Annotated in this window: 18 protein-coding genes; 7 read left to right on the top strand and 11 right to left on the bottom strand. The window is 64.7% G+C overall.

Going from position 1 to position 16,519, the window contains the following annotated elements; translation table 11 throughout:
- Positions 1 to 10 precede the first annotated feature (10 nt).
- Together xth and ACFOYU_RS21060 are read right to left on the bottom strand one after the other, a co-directional pair.
- Positions 11 to 796: an exodeoxyribonuclease III gene (gene xth / locus ACFOYU_RS21065; RefSeq protein ID WP_377035124.1), complete on the bottom strand. Its 786-nt coding sequence runs from the start codon at positions 794 to 796 to the stop codon at positions 11 to 13.
- A gap of 82 nt (positions 797 to 878) precedes the next feature.
- Positions 879 to 1,853 carry an aldo/keto reductase gene (locus tag ACFOYU_RS21060; RefSeq protein ID WP_377035123.1) on the bottom strand — a complete coding sequence of 325 codons (975 nt, stop codon included), beginning with the start codon at positions 1,851 to 1,853 and terminating at the stop codon, positions 879 to 881.
- A gap of 199 nt (positions 1,854 to 2,052) precedes the next feature.
- Here ACFOYU_RS21060 and ACFOYU_RS21055 point away from each other — a divergent pair, with 199 nt between their 5' ends.
- Genes ACFOYU_RS21055 through ACFOYU_RS21045 form a run of 3 tightly spaced genes read left to right on the top strand, consistent with a single transcriptional unit; the run spans position 2,053 to position 3,833 of the window.
- Complete coding sequence (locus ACFOYU_RS21055) at positions 2,053 to 2,742, top strand: ceramidase domain-containing protein (protein ID WP_377035122.1); 690 nt, start codon at positions 2,053 to 2,055, stop codon at positions 2,740 to 2,742.
- A gap of 35 nt (positions 2,743 to 2,777) precedes the next feature.
- Positions 2,778 to 3,335 carry a hypothetical protein gene (locus ACFOYU_RS21050; RefSeq protein ID WP_377035121.1) on the top strand — a complete coding sequence of 186 codons (558 nt, stop codon included), beginning with the start codon at positions 2,778 to 2,780 and terminating at the stop codon, positions 3,333 to 3,335.
- Between the two features lie 48 nt (positions 3,336 to 3,383).
- On the top strand, positions 3,384 to 3,833 hold the full coding sequence (locus ACFOYU_RS21045; RefSeq protein WP_377035120.1) for a hypothetical protein: 450 nt from the start codon (positions 3,384 to 3,386) through the stop codon (positions 3,831 to 3,833).
- A gap of 57 nt (positions 3,834 to 3,890) precedes the next feature.
- Here the strand turns inward: ACFOYU_RS21045 and ACFOYU_RS21040 are convergent, their stop codons facing one another.
- A complete protein-coding gene (locus ACFOYU_RS21040; RefSeq protein WP_226740339.1) occupies positions 3,891 to 4,985 on the bottom strand; it encodes an alkene reductase in 1,095 nt (364 codons plus the stop codon).
- A gap of 144 nt (positions 4,986 to 5,129) precedes the next feature.
- Complete coding sequence (locus ACFOYU_RS21035) at positions 5,130 to 6,083, bottom strand: aldo/keto reductase (protein ID WP_377035119.1); 954 nt, start codon at positions 6,081 to 6,083, stop codon at positions 5,130 to 5,132.
- 133 nt (positions 6,084 to 6,216) lie between these two features.
- On the opposite strand from ACFOYU_RS21035, the gene ACFOYU_RS21030 reads away from it, so the two are divergent.
- Positions 6,217 to 7,233: an LLM class flavin-dependent oxidoreductase gene (locus ACFOYU_RS21030; protein WP_226740342.1), complete on the top strand. Its 1,017-nt coding sequence runs from the start codon at positions 6,217 to 6,219 to the stop codon at positions 7,231 to 7,233.
- Between the two features lie 104 nt (positions 7,234 to 7,337).
- Here the strand turns inward: ACFOYU_RS21030 and ACFOYU_RS21025 are convergent, their stop codons facing one another.
- The 6 genes from ACFOYU_RS21025 to ACFOYU_RS21000 form a co-directional block, all read right to left on the bottom strand.
- Entirely contained in the window at positions 7,338 to 7,634 is a 297-nt protein-coding gene (locus ACFOYU_RS21025; protein ID WP_226740344.1) for an HU family DNA-binding protein, read from the bottom strand.
- Positions 7,635 to 7,762: 128 nt separating this feature from the next.
- Positions 7,763 to 8,443, bottom strand: a complete 681-nt coding sequence (locus ACFOYU_RS21020) for a hypothetical protein (RefSeq protein ID WP_377035118.1) — start codon at positions 8,441 to 8,443, stop codon at positions 7,763 to 7,765.
- Between the two features lie 113 nt (positions 8,444 to 8,556).
- Positions 8,557 to 9,462, bottom strand: a complete 906-nt coding sequence (locus tag ACFOYU_RS21015; protein WP_226740347.1) for a carbohydrate ABC transporter permease — start codon at positions 9,460 to 9,462, stop codon at positions 8,557 to 8,559.
- Between the two features lie 18 nt (positions 9,463 to 9,480).
- On the bottom strand, positions 9,481 to 10,350 hold the full coding sequence (locus tag ACFOYU_RS21010; protein ID WP_377035158.1) for a carbohydrate ABC transporter permease: 870 nt from the start codon (positions 10,348 to 10,350) through the stop codon (positions 9,481 to 9,483).
- A gap of 138 nt (positions 10,351 to 10,488) precedes the next feature.
- Positions 10,489 to 11,808: an ABC transporter substrate-binding protein gene (locus tag ACFOYU_RS21005; protein WP_377035117.1), complete on the bottom strand. Its 1,320-nt coding sequence runs from the start codon at positions 11,806 to 11,808 to the stop codon at positions 10,489 to 10,491.
- A 75-nt stretch (positions 11,809 to 11,883) separates the two neighbouring features.
- Positions 11,884 to 12,936 (bottom strand): ABC transporter ATP-binding protein, encoded by a 1,053-nt coding sequence (locus tag ACFOYU_RS21000; RefSeq protein ID WP_226740353.1) that lies wholly within the window; start codon positions 12,934 to 12,936, stop codon positions 11,884 to 11,886.
- A gap of 415 nt (positions 12,937 to 13,351) precedes the next feature.
- Here ACFOYU_RS21000 and denD point away from each other — a divergent pair, with 415 nt between their 5' ends.
- From denD to ACFOYU_RS20985, 3 genes are read left to right on the top strand one after another with little or no spacing between them, the layout of a single operon-like run.
- Positions 13,352 to 14,335, top strand: coding sequence for a D-erythronate dehydrogenase (gene denD / locus ACFOYU_RS20995; protein ID WP_377035116.1), 984 nt, complete (start codon positions 13,352 to 13,354; stop codon positions 14,333 to 14,335).
- 27 nt (positions 14,336 to 14,362) lie between these two features.
- On the top strand, positions 14,363 to 15,112 hold the full coding sequence (locus ACFOYU_RS20990; RefSeq protein WP_226740357.1) for an SDR family NAD(P)-dependent oxidoreductase: 750 nt from the start codon (positions 14,363 to 14,365) through the stop codon (positions 15,110 to 15,112).
- Between the two features lie 29 nt (positions 15,113 to 15,141).
- The gene (locus ACFOYU_RS20985) at positions 15,142 to 15,900 is read left to right on the top strand and encodes an SDR family oxidoreductase (RefSeq protein WP_377035115.1); all 759 of its coding nucleotides are present in this window, start codon (positions 15,142 to 15,144) and stop codon (positions 15,898 to 15,900) included.
- An 11-nt stretch (positions 15,901 to 15,911) separates the two neighbouring features.
- Here ACFOYU_RS20985 and ACFOYU_RS20980 read toward each other — a convergent pair whose 3' ends face one another.
- Positions 15,912 to 16,328: a hypothetical protein gene (locus ACFOYU_RS20980; protein ID WP_377035114.1), complete on the bottom strand. Its 417-nt coding sequence runs from the start codon at positions 16,326 to 16,328 to the stop codon at positions 15,912 to 15,914.
- Positions 16,329 to 16,519: the final 191 nt, after the last annotated feature.

Below are 16,519 nucleotides of genomic sequence, written 5' to 3'. Positions count from 1 at the left end.
CGTATTCCGCCTACTCGACGTCGAGATCGACCATCACGGGGACGTGGTCCGAGGGCTTGTCCCAGCCCCGGACCTCCTTGCGGATCGAGGCCGTCTTGAGCCGATCCTGCGCGTTCGGCGAGAGCAGGAGGTGGTCGATGCGGATGCCGTGGTTCCGCTGGAAGGCGCCGGCCTGATAATCCCAGAACGAATAGAGCCCGGGCTGATCGCTGCAGGAGCGGACCGCGTCACCGAAGCCGAGGTTCAGGAGCGCGCGGAACCTGGCCCGGCTCTCGGGCTGGAACAGGGCGTCGTTCTTCCAGGCGGCAGGATCGGCAGCATCCTCCGGCTCCGGAATCACGTTGTAGTCGCCGCACAGGACGAGCGGCTCCTCCAGGGCCAGGAGCTTGCGCGCATGGGCCGTCAGCCGGTCCATCCAGGCCAGCTTGTAGTCGAATTTCGGCGTTCCGATGGGGTTGCCGTTCGGCAGATAGATCGAGGCGACCCGCACGACTCCCTGCGATGTGGAGACGACGCCTTCGAGATAGCGCGCCTGTTCGTCGCTCTCGTCGCCCGGCAGCCCCCGGCGCACGTCTTCGAGCGGGCGCTTGGAGAGGATCGCAACGCCGTTATATGCCTTCTGGCCATGGGTGGCGACATTGTAGCCGAGGGCCTCGATCTCGGCCCGCGGGAACGCCTCGTCCACGCATTTGAGCTCCTGCAGGCAGACGATGTCGGGCTCCGCGCTCTTCACGAAGGTGACGAGGTGGTCCAACCTCTGCTTGATGGAGTTCACGTTCCAGGTGGCTATTCTCATCGTTCGACCTTCTTACTGCCGTACGTCTTCATCGGACGTCGCGGCTCGTCTGGCAAGGTCGAGGATGCAGATGGAGCCCGCGCTAGGCGGGTTCGAACTGAACTGCTTTTGTGGCTGAAGCTTCGTCGAGAGCGTCGATATCCGACCTCTCGAGGGTGAGCTTGGTTGCCGCGATCAGATCATGGACTTGCTCGACCGTCGTTGCGCTTGCAATGGGTGATGTCAGGCCTGGACGGGCCAGGAGCCAGGCCAAGGCGATCTGGGCTTGCCCCGTCTTGTGTTTCCGCGCGATGCGGTCGAGCGCCTTCAGGATGCGCAGCCCCCGATCGTTCAGGTATTTCCCCATTCCGTGACCGCGCGGGCTCTTCCCGAAATCGTGTTCCGAACGGTACTTTCCGGTCAGGAAGCCGCTCGCGAGGGAAGAGTAGGAAATCACCCCGAGTCCACTGCTGCGGCAGACCTGTTGTGCGCTGCTTTCGAAGTTCTCGCGATCGTAGAGATTGTATTCAGGCTGTAGGGACTCGTATCGGGGCAGTCCGGTTCTGGCGCTGACCGCGAGAGCCTCCCTCAACCTCTCGGCGCTGTAATTCGATGCGCCGATGGTCCGCACTTTCCCTTCCCGGATCAAATCGCCATAGGCTTCGAGCGTCTCTTCGAGGGCCGTGGCCTTGTCGTCGATGTGGGATTGATAAAGATCGATGTAGTCGGTCCGGAGGCGCTTCAGGGATGCCTCCACGGCCTTCCTGATATAGGCCTTCGAGAGGCCTTTGCGGTCGGGGGACAATTCCACCCCGACCTTGCTGGCGATGATGACCTTTTCGCGGTTCCCGCGCGCCTTCATCCAGTTGCCAATGATGGTTTCCGATTCACCGCCCTGGTTGCCGGGAACCCAGATGGAATACATGTCGGCCGTGTCGATGAAGTTGAGACCAGCCGCGAAGGCCACGTCCAGCAATCTGAAAGAGGTGGGCTCATCCACCGTCCAGCCGAAGACGTTGCCACCGAAACAGAGGATCGGAACCTCAATGCCGGACCGGCCGAGTTGACGCTTCTCCATGGCAGCCCTCCCATACCCATACTGTCTTTCTTCTCACACGGGACCTCCCCGTATATGAAACAGTATTTCAATAGATCCTGCTGCCAAGCATCGCACGGTTCAAGTTAGCCGTTGGAATAACATCCTAAGCCGAACGAAGGCCAATACTCAGAAGCGGTCCGAGATGCTAGAGCAGGCCATCCTCCCGAGGCCTTTAGCCATGCCGACCTCCTGGTCCACGCCCATCGACAATTACTGCGAGCGGATCGGTGCCGGTTTCTGGGCCGAGCCTCTCAACGCGATCACCAACGGGGCGTTCGTTCTCGCGGCGGCTTACGCCTTTTTCCTGTGGCGGCGGGCCGGAGGCCGGGACCTTGCCGCACTGTGGCTGATCGCGGTCACCGCCGCTGTGGGCATCGGCAGCTTTCTGTTCCACACCTTCGCCAACCGCTGGTCGGTCATGGCGGATGTGATCCCGATCGCGGTGTTCATCTACAGCTATTTCCTGCTGGCGCTGCGCCGCTACCTTCGCCTCGGATGGGTGGCGGCCATCGCCGTGACCGTGCTCTTCGGCCTGTTCAACTCGCTCTTCGTCCGCCTCTGGCTCGGCGTGTTCCCCGGGCTCACCCTCAACGGCTCCGTGAGCTACTTCCCCGCGGCGCTTGCTCTCGTCGCCGTTGGAGCGCTCTGCCTGCTGAGGGACAGGCGCGTCGCAGGCCGTGCTCTTCTTCTGGCCGCCGTCGTCTTTGCGGTTTCGCTCCTCTTCCGCTCCATCGACGACGCACTCTGCTCCGCGCTGCCCATCGGAACGCATTTCCTCTGGCATGTCCTCAACGCCCTGGTTCTCCTCATTCTCATGCGGGCAGCCATTGCCTCCGGCCCTGCGGATCGGGCAAAACCCGTCCGCTGAGCGGATTCGCGGCGGGACGTGTCAGGGAGAACGGTGTGGCGGCGGTCGAAATCCATGGATATGCCATCGTCTCCGACGACGACCGCATTGCCGATGCAGAGGGGCGGATGCCCGACGTGCTGCGCAACGAGGTCGACTGGGCTTATTTCCAGGACGGGCTCGACCGATCCGCCGTGACGGTGCTCGGGCGGCTGGGGCATGAGGCCAATCCCAACCCGAGGGGCAGGCTGCGCCTGGTCGTGTCTTCATCCTCCGCCGGGCTGGAGCGGCGAGCCGACGGCTGGTGGTGGAACCCACAGGCTCTCGCGTGGAGCGACGCCATCCGTCAGGTGCTCCCCCGGGGAGGGCAGGTTGCCGTGCCGGGCGGACGCCGGGTGTTCGATCTCTTCCTGGATATCGGCTACGACGCCTTTCACCTCTCTCGCGCCGAAGGTGCGCGCATACCCGAGGGCGTCGCGCTGTTCTCGCGCTGCGACAGGGGCGCGAGCGCCGAGACGATTCTGTCGGAGTGGGGAATGGAGGCGGGACCGCGCCGGGTTCTCGACCCGAGCGTGCCGGTCAGCCTTGTCGTCTGGCGGCGGAAAACGAACTGACGCCTGGATTTGGAGTTGTCTCCCCGTATCCGAATGTGGGGAGGTTTCATGCGCTATCTGACGATCTCGGCGGCACTTGCCGCATTCCTCCTCACAGGCACGGCACTGGCGCAATCGGGGAGTTCGTCCTCGACGGGCGGCGGCGCGACGGGCGGTGGCGCCGCAACCGGCGGGACGGCTCCAACGGGAAGCGGTCCGACCGGCACCACCACATCGCCGTCCAACCAGCCGACATCCCCCGACGCCCCTTCAGGGGCCCTGACGCCGCCCATTCGCGCTCCCGGTTCGGAGGGCAGCACGGGCGGCGCGGCGGGAACGTCCGGCGCCGGACAGAACACCGGCACCGGTACGCGGGCCAATGCCGGACCGGGCGCGGGCGGAACCGCAGCCCCGAACTCCGTCGGCCCGACCCCTCGCGAGCAGGCGTTGGAGCGGCGGAGCCGGGAACTGGACCGCAGGATCAAGCGCGGAATCTGCGTGGACTGTATGGAAGACTAAGAGCATCGGACCCGAAACGAAGGCCGTTTCCGGGTCCGGTGCTCAGTGCAGCCGGCGCTATGCGGCCTCGTCCAAGGCCGGATAGTCGGTATAGCCCTTCGCATCGCCGCCATAGAACGTCGCCCGCTCGGGCTCGTTGAGGGGCGCGTTCAGCCGGAAGCGCTCGACGAGATCCGGGTTGGCGATGAAGAGACGGCCGAAGGCGACGAGATCCGCGCGGCCGCTGGAGACGGCTTCCGTGGCCATGGTCCGGTCGTAGCCGTTGTTGCCGATATAGGCGCCGCGGAAGGACCGGCGCAGGCCTTCGTAATCCACGGGCACCGCATTGCGGTCGCCTTGCGTGGCGCCCTCGATCATGTGGATGTAGCCGAGCTCCAGCTTGTCGAGCCTTTCGACCACATGGCTGAAGAGGGCCTGCGGGTCGGAATCCGCCGCGTCGTTCACCTGGGCAGGCGACAGGCGGATGCCGACGCGGCCCTTGTCCCACACCTTCAACACGGCTTCCGTCGCCTCGATGGTCAGGCGGGCGCGGTTCTCGATGGAGCCGCCATAGGCATCGGTGCGCTTGTTGGCGCCGTCCTTCATGAACTGGTCGAGGAGATAGCCGTTGGCGGCGTGAATTTCGACGCCGTCGAAACCGGCCTCCTTCGCATTGCGGGCGGCCTGCTCGTAATCGCGCAGGATGCCGGGGATCTCCGACAGGTCGAGTGCCCGGGGCTCCGACACGTCCGCGAAGCCGCCGTCGATGAAGGTCTTGGTGTTGGCGCGCAGGGCGGAAGGCCCGACAGGAGCGTCGCCGTTCGGCTGAAGAGAGGTGTGGGACACGCGGCCCACATGCCAGAGCTGAATGAAGATGCGGCCGCCGGCCTTGTGCACCGCATCCGTCACCTTGCGCCAACCGGCGACCTGCTCCGGCGAATAGATGCCGGGCGTGCGGAGATAACCCTGTCCCTGATGCGAGATCTGGGAGCCTTCGGAGATGAGGAGGCCCGCGCTGGCGCGCTGCTCATAATAGGTGGCCGCATGAGGTCCGGGCACGTCGCCTACCGGCGCTGCACGGTTGCGGGTGAGGGGAGCCATCACGAAGCGGTTGGGCAGCGTCAGGTCACCGAGGGTGAAGGGTTGGAACAAGGCGTTCGGATCGGCGCTCATATTGTCCTCTTTCAGACTGTGAAATTGGATATTGCACAGGTCTGGAGGAGATAATGAGCCTTCCGTTCAGCGCAACGGAAGGCTGCCATGCGTGTGCGGGATGGCTCGCCGACAGAAGATGCCTTCCAATCCCCCCACGGAGGACTATGCCTCCGCTCCTGCCCGGTCGAGTTTCTCGATGTCTGCGGCGTCGAGGCGAAGCCGCGTTGCCGCGACCAGATCCTCGAGTTGTTCCAGGCTCGTTGCGCTGGCAATCGGCGCCGTAATGCCGGGATGCGCCATCAGCCACGCCAGCGCCACCTGCGCCGGCGTAACGCCGTGGTGCAGGGCGACCTGATCCAGCGCCGCCAGGATCCGCTCGCCGCGGGGATTGAGATACTTGCCCATGTTCCGGCCGCGGGCGCTCTTGCCGAAATCCTTTTCGGAACGGTACTTCCCGGTCAGGAAGCCGGCGGCGAGACCGTAATAGGGAATGACCCCGACCTCGTTCTCCCGGCAGAGCCGTTCGAGATCGCCCTCGTATTCCGAACGGTCGTAGAGATTGTAGAGCGGCTGCAGGCTTTCGTAGCGGGGCAGGCCCATCCTGGCGCTGGTGTCGAGGGCCTCCTTCAGCCGCGCCGCGGTGAAGTTCGAGGCGCCGATCGCCCTGACCTTGCCCTCGTTGATGAGGTCTCCATAGACGCCGAGCGTCTCCGCCTGAGGAGTATCGGGATCGTCCCGGTGGGACTGGTAGAGATCGATATGGTCGGTCTGCAGGCGTCGCAGCGAGGCCTCGACCGCAGAGCGGATATAGGTCTTCGACAGCCCCTTCTGGCCCGGGCCCATCTCGGAGCCGACCTTGGTGGCGATGATGAGCTGGTCGCGGTTGCCGCGCGCCTTCATCCATTTGCCGATGATGGTCTCCGATTCTCCGCCCTCGTGGCCGGGAGCCCACCGTGAATAGACATCCGCCGTGTCGATGAAGTTGAGGCCCGCCTCGACGAGGGCGTCGAGCAGCTTGAGCGATGTCGCTTCGTCGGCGGTCCAGCCGAAGACGTTGCCGCCGAGGCAGAGGGGCGGAACCATGATGTTCGAGCGGCCGAGCCGACGCTTGTCCATTGCAATCTCCTGTCCGCAGCCGAATTGTGTCATGGGGAGGCATTCTCAAGGGGAGGGCTGAATCGGCGCGGCTGAAGGCCCATATTGTCCAAACCTCCAACGGCCCTTCAAGCCAGTCTCCGGATCCGTCAGCATGATTCCACTTTCCGTCCTCGACCTGTCCTTCGTCACATCGGGCTCCACGCCCGCACAGGCCCTGAGGAACACGCTCGATCTCGCCCGGCACACGGACGAGCTGGGCTACACCCGGTTCTGGGTGGCCGAGCACCACAACCTGCCGTCCGTCGCCAGCGGCGCGCCGGACATCATGATCGGGCAGATCGCCGCCGTCACCGAGCGCATACGCGTGGGATCGGGCGGCGTCATGCTGCCGAACCATGCACCGCTCATGGTGGCGGAACGCTTCAAGCTTCTCGAGGCGCTCTATCCCGGCCGTATCGATCTCGGCCTCGGCCGCGCGCCCGGAACCGATCCGGTCACGTCCTATGCTCTGCGGCGGATGCAGGAGGAGCGGGGCCGCGACGATTTCCTGGAGCGGCTCCAGGAATTGCTGCTGCTGGAGACCAGGAGCTTTCCGCCCGATCACCCGTTCCGCAAGATCGAGATCATGCCGTCGGGCGTGCCGCTGCCGCCGATCTGGCTTTTGGGCTCCAGCGACTACAGCGCCCATCTTTCCGCACAGGTCGGATTGGGTTTCGGCTTCGCCCACCACTTCGCGACGCATGACGCCACGGACGCGATGCTGGCCTATCGCCGCGGCTTCCAGCCCTCGCAGTGGCTTGCGCAGCCGCACGCGATCCTGACGGTGGCCGTGATCTGCGCCGAGACGGACGAGGAGGCGGAGCGGCTGGCCGCGAGTGCGGATCTCGGATTCGTGCGGCGGATGCGTGGCGAGTTCGGGCCGATCCCCACGCCCGAGGAGGCGCTGGCCTATCCATACACGCCCGCGGACCGCGAGATGATCCGGAGAAACCGGGAGCGGCTGTTCGTCGGGGCGCCGGAGACGGTGCGCAAGAGGCTCCAGTCCCTGATCGACGAGACGAAGGCCGACGAACTGATGGTGACCTCGGCCATGTACGACCACGAGGCGCGCAAGAGGTCCTACGACCTCATCCGCGCCATCGATCTGCGGCCTGCCGTTCAGGGCTAGAAACAGAGATGGCCGGGAACAGCCCCGGCCATGATCGCCCCCGATCGGGATCGGGCCAGAGCCCGATATGCGCCGGTCCTGCGGGGCAGGTCCGCAGGGTCGCCTTACTTCTTGCGCGAGCGGCGCTTGGTGTTGAGGGACTCCTTCAGGGTCTTCGCAGCCTCGAACTTCACGTTCTTGGACGCGGCGATCTTGATGGCCTCGCCGGTCTGGGGGTTGCGTCCCTTGCGGGCGCCGCGCTCGACCATCTTGAACTTGCCGAAGCCGAAGATTGCGACCTCTTCGCCCTTCTGGACCGATTCGGCGATGGCCTGGAACACGTTCTCCACCACGTCCCGAGCGAAGGTCTTGGTCACCTCGTGCTCTTCGGCGATGAACTCGATGAGATCGTTCTTATTCATGATCACCCTCATGGTTAGGTAGGAAACCGTAGCTCATGAAGGATTTTATAGCGTGGTCAAGCCTCGATGAACCAGGACCGGCCGGTGACGTAAGGTGAAAACCGGCAAGAAACCCTGACTTTCCCCAGCTAGTTTGCGGCAAAGCAGTAGAACAGCCCAGCGCCGCCGGTGCTCCTGAGCGCATCCTGGCTGCAGCCGCCCCGGGACGGGTGTGATGCGTTCCAGGACTTCGCCGCCGCGCTGTCGTCGAGGCCCATGCGGTCATGGTGGCCGACCATCACGGCGCCCTCCGTGCCGCTCCGGGTCCAGTTTCCGCAGGTCCGGTCCTCGCCGGCCGGAAAGGCGGTTCCGTCCGCTTGGGTGCCCGTGAGGATGTCGTGCTGGTTGGGCGAGTCGCCCCGGCCCTTCACGGGCTCGCCTTTCTCGGTCAGGGCGGTCTGCTTGGTGAGATTGTTGCTGCCGCCGTGCAGGTCCGCCACGTCCTTGGCGATTACCGTGCCCTTGGCGTTCTGCCAGGGGCCGCGCCCGATCCGGTCCCTGGCGTTGATGGCCTGTGCGCCGCCCGTGGCCTGAGTCGAGAGATAGGCCCGCCAGGTCTTCCCGCCGGCTCCCGCCGCTTCAGCGAGGGACTGGCAGTGCCGGTCCGCGCCTTCGAGGCCACCCAGATCCGCGCCTTTCCCCGAGCCGACGCTGGTGACGAAGAACGTCATGTCGGCCGCACCGGCCTGCTGCGCGTGGGCGCCCGTGACCGACCCGAGCGAGAGCACGCCGATTGCTGCAAGAAGGCAGCCGCCACCGATCCTGTTCATGTGATCCTCCCGCTCATACATCCGGCCTTCGGAGCCGGGCCGACATCAGGACGAGAAGACTAGCACGGAGAAGGCGCCTGCAAGATTGACGACTCCGTGGTTATCCCGGTGGGCTATTCCTTCACCGCACCGGTCATCGACGAGACGTAGTAGTCGACGAAGAACGAATAGAGCAGGACCACCGGAAGCGAGCCCAGAAGGGCTCCGGCCATCAGCGCACCCCACTCGTAGACGTCGCCGCGCACCAGTTCCGTCAGCACGCCCACGGGGACGGTCTTGTTCTCCGACGACTGGATGAAGGTGAGGGCGTAGATGAACTCGTTCCAGGACAGGGTGAAGGCGAAGATCCCCGCAGAGATCAGGCCCGGCACCGACAGCGGCAGCAGGATCCGGGTCAGGATCTGCCAGCGCGTGGCCCCGTCGACCAGGGCGCATTCCTCGAGCTCAAACGGGATCGAGCGGAAATAGCCCATGAGCAGCCAGGTGCAGAACGGGATCAGGAAGGTCGGGTAGGTGAAGATCAGCGCCAGCTTGGAATCGTAGATGCCGAACTTGAAGGTCATCACCGCCAGCGGGATGAACAGGATCGACGGCGGCACGAGATAAGCGAGGAAGATCGAAAGACCCACATAACGGGAGCCCGAAAAGCGGATGCGCTCGATGGCGTAGGCCGCGAAGACGGATGCTGCGAGCGACAGGATCGTGGAGCCGATCGCCACGAGCATGGTGTTCCACAGCCAACCCGGATAGGAGGTTTCGAACAGGAGATAGCGGATGTGCTCCAGCGTCGGGCTGGTGGGCCAGAACGGGCTGTAGTTGTTGAAGTCCGTCATCTCGTGGTTCGGCTTCAATGCCGTGATCGTCATCCAGTAGAACGGGAACAGCAGCACGAAGGTGAAGACCGCAAGCGGCAGATACACCACCACCAGCCGCCTCGGCAGGCGGTCGAGATAGCTCATGCCGACGCTCTCGTCGGCCGTGGCGGTGTTGCGGGGAACGGCGTTGGTGACCACACCCATGGTTTCAGGCTCCGCAGGCTAGTCGCCACCACCCTGCTGCCACTTGCGGCGCTGAAGGCCGAAATAGCTGAACAGGATCGCTGCGAGGAGGAAGGGGATCATGGCGACCGCGATGGCGGCGCCTTCGCCCAGCTGTCCGCCGGGAATGGCACGCTGGAAGCTCAAGGTCGCCATGAGGTGCGTGGCGTTGAGCGGACCGCCGCGGGTCAGTACGTAGATGAGCTGGAAATCCGTGAAGGTGAACAGAACCGAGAAGGTCATCACCACGGCGATGAGAGGGGAGAGCATCGGCAGCGTGATGTAGCGGAAGCGCTGCCAGCCCGTGGCGCCATCGAGGGTCGCGGCCTCGTGCAGGGACGGCGAAATCGTCTGCAATCCGGCCAGGAGCGTGATCGCCACGAACGGGATGCCGCGCCAGACATTCGCTGCGATGACCGATGCGCGCGCGTTCTCCACATCGCCCAGGAAGTTGATGGGGGTATCGATGACGCCGAGACGGAGCAGGGCCCAGGAGATCACCGAGAACTGGGAATCGTAGATCCACCAGAAAGCGATGGCCGAGAGCACCGTCGGCACCACCCAGGGCAGCAGGAGAATGGCGCGGAAGAGCGCCTTGAAGGGCAGGTGCTCGTTGAGGATGAGGGCGAGCCAAAGGCCCAGGGCGAATTTCAGGATCGAGGCGGCGATCGTGTAGAGGAGCGTGTTGAAGACGGAGAGCCAGAACAGGGAATCGTCCCACAGGAGTTGGTAGTTCTCCAGCCCGATCCAGACGCCGTCGCGCCCGATCCGCGTATCCGTGAAGCCGAGCCAGACCCCGAGGCCCAGCGGGTAGGTGAGAAAGACGAGCAGGAAGACCAGGGCCGGCAGCATGAAGAGGAAGCCGACCATGCCACGGCTCTGCAGCAGGGACGGACCCTGTGCCGCTTGGGGTGTTGCGATGTTCTCTTGCAGGGCAGCTTGGGCCATGGACTTTCCTTGGCTGAGGGCCGTCCCTCCCCGGGTTGAAGGAGGGACGGCTTGCAAGCGTCAGACGCGGTAGTAGCGGTTGGCGCGGGTCTCGGCGCGCTTGGCCGCTTCCTCTGGCGAGCGCTGGCCGGTGGCGGCTTCGGCCACCATGTCGACCATCACGTAATCGGCCATGGTGGCGGCGGAGGCATAGCCGAGCGGGCCCGCATGGCCGTTGGGGACGAGCGTCTCCGAGGCCTTCGCATAGGGGGCGTGGAGCGGATCGGAGGTCCAGACCGGGTTGTCCGCGTAAGCCTTCAGCGGCTGGCAGCAATAGGCGCTCGACGCCTTGATCCATTCCGACATCTGCGGCTGTTCGTACATGAACTTGAGATAGGCCTTGGCTGCCTGCGGGAACTTGGTGTGCTGGAAGATGACGGCGGAGGTCGTCTGGTGCAGTTCCACCGCGCGTCCGATCGGCCCGATCGGCATGTTGGACGAACGCATGTCGGCCGCCATGTCGGCGAGCTTGGGATCGTTCTTGGCCGAATAGTACAGAGATACGCCGTTGGCCGTGAGGCTGACGTCGCCGGCCAGGAAGGCGCGGTTGTTGTTGATGTCGAGCCAGGCCTCCGTACCCGGGATGAACTGCTGGTAGAGGTCGCGGGCGTATTGAAGGGCCTTGATGGTTTCGGGCGAGTTGATGACGACCTTGCCGGATTCGTCCACCATCTTGCCGCCATGGCTCCAGACGATCCAGTGCGCGAAGTTGTTGCCGTCACCCACTGCCTTGCCGAGAGCGAAGCCCATGGGCTTCGCCTTGGCCTTCAGGGCCTTCGCCAGTTCGAGGAAGCCTGCCGTATCGTTCGGGAACTCTTGGAATCCTGCGGCCTTCATCATGCTGTCGCGATAGATGATGCCGTTGCCGATGGCCGCGAGGGGCAGAGCCACGAACTGATCGCCGCGCTTGGCATAGCCCTGGAGACCGTCGTACCAGCCGCCGTACTTGTTGCCGAGATAGTTGGCGAGATCGGTGACGGGAACGAGCTTTTCCGGGTACTGGTGCGGATCGTCGAACCAGACCAGCATGATGTCCGGACCCGAGCCCACATTGGCGGCCACGGCCGCTTTCGGGCGGATGTCCTCCCAGCTTTCCTTGTCGATGCGCACATCGACGCCGGTCGCGTCGGAGAACTTCTTGGTGTTGGCAATCCACTGATCCTCGTCGCCCTTCACGAAGGGCGCCCAGCGCAGCACGCGCAGGGAGGCGCCGGATTCCGGTGTATATTGAGGTTCGGCCGCTTGCGCAAAGGCGGGAAGGGAACCCAGGAGCGGGGCGCCTGCAGCGCCTACCGCAAGGCTGGCGGTCCCGAGAAGCAGATCGCGTCTAGACAGTGTCATCGTCGTTTCCTCCGCAGCCCGGGATGTTTTTTGAGAAGCATCGCGGCCTTCCCGGCAGGGCCGCGTGCCTGAAGCTCAGTTCATGCGCTGGCCCGTTTCCCTGTCGAAGAGATGCACGAGGGCCGGATCCGGCTGGACATGGATGATTTCGCCCGGCCGGGCGCCGATGCGCTCGCGGAAGACGCAGTTGATCTCCCGTCCGCCGGCTTTCGCGACGACCAGCGTTTCCGATCCCGTGGGCTCGGTCACCACGACCTCGATCGGCAATCCTTCGCCGCTCAGCCGGAAGTGTTCGGGCCGGATGCCGTAGAAGGCGGGCCTGCCCGCCGAGGCCGCCGGTGCGTGCTGGACCGGGAGGATCAGATCGCCCATAGCGAAGCCGCCGGAATCCATGCGCCCCTCCAGCACGTTCATGGCCGGGGAGCCGATGAAGCCCGCCACGAACAGGTTCACCGGGCGGTCGTAGAGCTCCAGCGGCGCGCCGATCTGCTCGACGATGCCGTCATGCATCACCACGATCTTGTCGGCCATGGTCATGGCCTCGATCTGGTCGTGCGTCACATAGACCGTCGTGGTCTTCAGGCGCTGATGCAGAGCCTTGATTTCGGTGCGCATCTGCACGCGCAGCTTGGCATCGAGGTTGGAGAGCGGCTCGTCGAAGAGGAAGACCTGGGGATCACGCACGATGGCGCGGCCCATGGCGACGCGCTGACGCTGACCGCCCGAAAGCTGGCGCGGATAGCGGTCCAGAAGCTGCGTCAGGCCGAGGATCTCCGCAGCCCGATTCACCTTCGTGGAGATTTCGGATTTCGGCGCGTTCTTCAGCTTGAGCGAGAACGCCATATTGTCGGCGACCGTCATGTGCGGATAGAGCGCGTAATTCTGAAACACCATGGCGATGTCGCGCTCTTTAGGCGGAACATTGTTCACCACCCTGGAGCCGATGCGGATCTCGCCGCCCGTGATGTTCTCGAGTCCCGCGATCATCCGCAGCAATGTCGACTTTCCACATCCGGAAGGGCCGACCAGGATCACGAATTCCCCGTCCTGGATGTCGACCGATACGCCGTGGATGACCTGCGTGGCCCCGTAGGCCTTTCTCACGTCCCGGATCTCAACGGAGGCCATGAAGCACCCGCTCGGTTCCAGTGATCGGTTGGATCGGCCGGCGGGTCTGGCGATGAGACCATCCCTGAACGCGGACAACAGGCCGCCGGCGCATCAATGCCGCGAAACGGCGTTGAAGCATGCACTTCCTCCCAGCCCCCGCTTTTTATGTGCCCGTCTGATGCGGGCCTTCAGCGATATTGCAGACATTATTCCAGTAGTATCGGGAGAAGATCAAGCGGCGGGCTCGCGCTTTTTCCCAAGCCGCGAAAGGTTGAAGGGACGAGACGGGCTGCGAAGACCTGTTTTGCACTGCACCACGAATGCGCAGACCGAGCGAATGCGCTGCGCATACATTGTGGCTAAGATCGCATCGTATCATTGCAAAGATGAAAGCTCGCAGCCACAGTAAGCCGCACGAAAGGGAAGCTCGCCAATGGAAGTCTTGATCCTCGGAGCGGCCGGCATGGTCGGCCGCAAGCTTGTCGAACGTCTCGTGAAGGATGGTCATCTCGGCGAAAGGAAGATCGACCACGCGATCCTGCACGACATCGTCGAGCCCCAGGCGCCGCCGGATGCACCGTTCTCGGTCAAGACGCTCATGTCGGACTTCTCCGTTCCGGGCGAGGCCGAAAAGCTCGTGGCAAGCCGCCCCGCCGTGATCTTCCACCTCGCAGCCATCGTGTCGGGAGAGGCGGAGGCGGATTTCGAAAAGGGCCTGCGCATCAATCTCGACGGCACCCGCCACCTGTTCGATGCGATTCGCGCCATCGGGGACGGCTACAGGCCGCGGGTCGTCTTCACCTCGTCCATCGCCGTGTTCGGAGCCCCGTTCCCGGATGCCATCGGCGACGAATTCTTCCTGACGCCGCTCACGAGCTACGGTGCGCAGAAGGCCATCGGCGAGCTGCTGCTTTCGGATTACACCCGGCGCGGCTTCTTCGACGGAGTCGGCATCCGTCTGCCGACGATCTGCGTGCGGCCCGGCAAACCCAACAAGGCCGCCTCAGGCTTCTTCTCCGGCATCATCCGGGAGCCGCTCAACGGGCAGGAAGCCGTATTGCCGGTGCCGGAGGACGTGCGTCACACCCATGCCTCGCCCCGTTCCGCCGTCGGCTTTCTCGTTCATGCGGCCACGCTGGACGGCGACCGGCTCGGCCCGCGGCGCAACCTGACGATGCCCGGTGTCTCCGTGACGGTCGCCGAGCAGGTCGACGCCCTGCGTCGCATCGCCGGCGACCGGGTGGCGGCGCGGATCAAGCGCGAGCCGGACCCGACCATCATGAAGATCGTCGAGGGCTGGCCCCGGCGCTTCGATGCGAGCCGCGCCAGGGAACTCGGCTTCCGGGCCGAGGAGAGCTTCGACGAGATCATCCGCATTCACATCGAGGAAGAACTCGGCGGCCGTTTCGTCGAATGATCGTGGGCTTCAGGGAGAGGAACGACAATGAGCAATCCTAAGCGGTTCGAGGGCCGGCGGGCCGTCGTGACCGGCGGAGCATCGGGCATCGGGCTGGGCGTCTGCGCCCGGCTGGCGAGCGAGGGGGCGCAGGTCGCCCTCTGGGACCTGAGCCAAGATGCGATCGCGGCGGCGCAGCAGAAGATCGGGGCGAACGTCACGGCGGTTCAGGTCGACGTCACGGATCCGGACGCGGTCAGCGCCGCCTGTGAGAAGACCGTTTCCGCCATGGGGGGCGTCGACATCCTCGTCGCGAGCGCGGGCATCACGGGGCCGAACACGACGACCTGGGAATATCCGGTCGACGCATGGCGCCAGGTCATCGAGGTCAATCTCAACGGCCTGTTCTACTGCAACCGGGCCGTCGTTCCGCGAATGCTCGAGGGCGGCTACGGCCGCATCGTCAACGTCGCCTCCATCGCGGGCAAGGAGGGCAATCCGAACGCCTCCGCCTACAGCGCCTCCAAGGCGGCGGTGATCGGCCTGACCAAGTCCCTCGGCAAGGAGCTGGCGAAGAACAACATCACCGTGAACTGCGTAACGCCGGCTGCCGTGCGTACGCCGATCTTCGACCAGATGAGCCAGACGCATATCGACTTCATGCTCTCGAAGATCCCCATGGGGCGGTTCGGAGCGGTGGAGGAGGTCACGTCCCTCATCTGCTGGCTGGCCAGCGAGGAATGCTCCTTCAGCACCGGCGGCGTCTTCGACGTGTCCGGTGGACGGGCGACGTATTGATCGAATTCACGGGGTGGGAGGAAAGCCGAATGGCTGAGAATGCGAAGATCGCCATCGTCACCGGAGCGGGGACCGGGGTTGGCAAGGCCATTACCCGTGGCCTCCTGGAGGCCGGCTACACGGTGGTCATGGCGGGGCGCCGGGCGGAGGTGCTCGAGGCTGCGGAGCGCGAGGTCCGGGCGCCGGGAACATCGGTGCTGTCGGTCCCGACCGACGTCACGGACCCGGCTTCCGTCGCGGCCCTGTTCGCCAGGACCAAGGAGAATTTCGGCAGGCTGGACCTGCTCGTCAACAATGCGGGCATCGGCGCTCCGGCGATCCCGCTCGAAGACCTCTCCTTCGAGCAGTGGCAGAACGTGGTCAACACCAACCTGACGGGCACCTTCCTGTGCATCCAGGAGGCGTTCCGCCTCATGAAGGACCAGGATCCCCGCGGCGGACGCATCATCAACAACGGGTCCGTCTCGGCCTATGCCCCGCGCCCGCTCTCGGCTCCCTATACCGCGACGAAGCACGCGGTTCTTGGTCTGACCAAGTCGGCGTCCCTGGACGGCCGGGCCTACGACATCGCCTGCGGCCAGATCGATATCGGCAACGCCGCCACGGACATGACGGCACGGATGGCGACGGGAGTGCTCCAGGCCAACGGGACCATGGCTCCCGAGCCGACCATCGACCCGAAGCACGTGGCGGATGCGGTGGTCTACATGGCGGGCCTGCCGCTGACCGCCAATGTGCAGACCATGACGGTGATGGCCACCAAGATGCCGTTCGTCGGCCGCGGGTGAGCCGGCCGGGCTCAGGAGGAGAGGGGAGGCGTCACGGAGATTCGTGACGCGTCTTCGCCGCCGGTCGTGCGGGAGGGGCTGAGCGCTGCCGGGGCTTCGGGGGGGACGGTCAGCTTTTTCTCGAGGGAGGCGATCTGGCGTGTCAGGGCATCGATGCTCGCCTTGAGAGCGAGGACGTCCGCAGCATCGGGGACCGGGCGAGATGGGACGGAAGCTGCTGCCGGAGGGCCCAGAACCGGCTCTCTCCTTTCCGTCGCCTTCCGAGGCCGTGGGGCATCCGCAGGACTTTCGCGCGCTCCGAAGACGAGCCGCAGCGCACCTCTCACAAGGCGCCAGACCAGCCATATGCCCAGCACGGCTGCCAGCACCGCGAAGGCGGCCGGGGCCATTTCGATGCCGTAGGACGCGATCTCATTCCAATCGAGCAAGCGCTTTCTCCGTCTCTTTCCACATGGTGAGCGGATGCAGATAAGACGAGGAGTGTGACTGCTTTAAGTTCGGAACTCGCCGGTCCCGGGCCCGCGCCGCGCCGGGATTTCACCGGCGGAACAAGAAGCCTGACCATTCTGTTGACGACCAGGATCAACACCGTTGCACCTGCCACTGATCCGGGCAGCAG

This window comes from Microvirga sp. GCM10011540 (genome assembly GCF_042650665.1).
GTDB lineage: Bacteria > Pseudomonadota > Alphaproteobacteria > Rhizobiales > Beijerinckiaceae > Microvirga > Microvirga lenta.
Note: the sequence above shows the minus strand (reverse complement) of the source record. Positions and strands in the feature narration are given on the sequence as shown.

What these genes read in the sequence shown, in the direction of transcription:
- ACFOYU_RS21020 (WP_377035118.1), bottom strand. Translation starts at nt 8,443, where the DNA reads ATGAACAGGATCGGTGGCGGCTGCCTTCTTGCAGCAATCGGCGTGCTC.
- ACFOYU_RS21010 (WP_377035158.1), bottom strand. Translation starts at nt 10,350, where the DNA reads ATGGTCGGCTTCCTCTTCATGCTGCCGGCCCTGGTCTTCCTGCTCGTC.
- ACFOYU_RS21055 (WP_377035122.1), top strand. Translation starts at nt 2,053, where the DNA reads ATGCCGACCTCCTGGTCCACGCCCATCGACAATTACTGCGAGCGGATC.
- xth (WP_377035124.1), bottom strand. Translation starts at nt 796, where the DNA reads ATGAGAATAGCCACCTGGAACGTGAACTCCATCAAGCAGAGGTTGGAC.
- ACFOYU_RS21005 (WP_377035117.1), bottom strand. Translation starts at nt 11,808, where the DNA reads ATGACACTGTCTAGACGCGATCTGCTTCTCGGGACCGCCAGCCTTGCG.
- ACFOYU_RS21015 (WP_226740347.1), bottom strand. Translation starts at nt 9,462, where the DNA reads ATGGGTGTGGTCACCAACGCCGTTCCCCGCAACACCGCCACGGCCGAC.
- denD (WP_377035116.1), top strand. Translation starts at nt 13,352, where the DNA reads ATGGAAGTCTTGATCCTCGGAGCGGCCGGCATGGTCGGCCGCAAGCTT.
- ACFOYU_RS21045 (WP_377035120.1), top strand. Translation starts at nt 3,384, where the DNA reads ATGCGCTATCTGACGATCTCGGCGGCACTTGCCGCATTCCTCCTCACA.
- ACFOYU_RS21040 (WP_226740339.1), bottom strand. Translation starts at nt 4,985, where the DNA reads ATGAGCGCCGATCCGAACGCCTTGTTCCAACCCTTCACCCTCGGTGAC.
- ACFOYU_RS21025 (WP_226740344.1), bottom strand. Translation starts at nt 7,634, where the DNA reads ATGAATAAGAACGATCTCATCGAGTTCATCGCCGAAGAGCACGAGGTG.
- ACFOYU_RS21060 (WP_377035123.1), bottom strand. Translation starts at nt 1,853, where the DNA reads ATGGAGAAGCGTCAACTCGGCCGGTCCGGCATTGAGGTTCCGATCCTC.
- ACFOYU_RS21035 (WP_377035119.1), bottom strand. Translation starts at nt 6,083, where the DNA reads ATGGACAAGCGTCGGCTCGGCCGCTCGAACATCATGGTTCCGCCCCTC.
- ACFOYU_RS20990 (WP_226740357.1), top strand. Translation starts at nt 14,363, where the DNA reads ATGAGCAATCCTAAGCGGTTCGAGGGCCGGCGGGCCGTCGTGACCGGC.
- ACFOYU_RS21030 (WP_226740342.1), top strand. Translation starts at nt 6,217, where the DNA reads ATGATTCCACTTTCCGTCCTCGACCTGTCCTTCGTCACATCGGGCTCC.
- ACFOYU_RS21000 (WP_226740353.1), bottom strand. Translation starts at nt 12,936, where the DNA reads ATGGCCTCCGTTGAGATCCGGGACGTGAGAAAGGCCTACGGGGCCACG.
- ACFOYU_RS20985 (WP_377035115.1), top strand. Translation starts at nt 15,142, where the DNA reads ATGGCTGAGAATGCGAAGATCGCCATCGTCACCGGAGCGGGGACCGGG.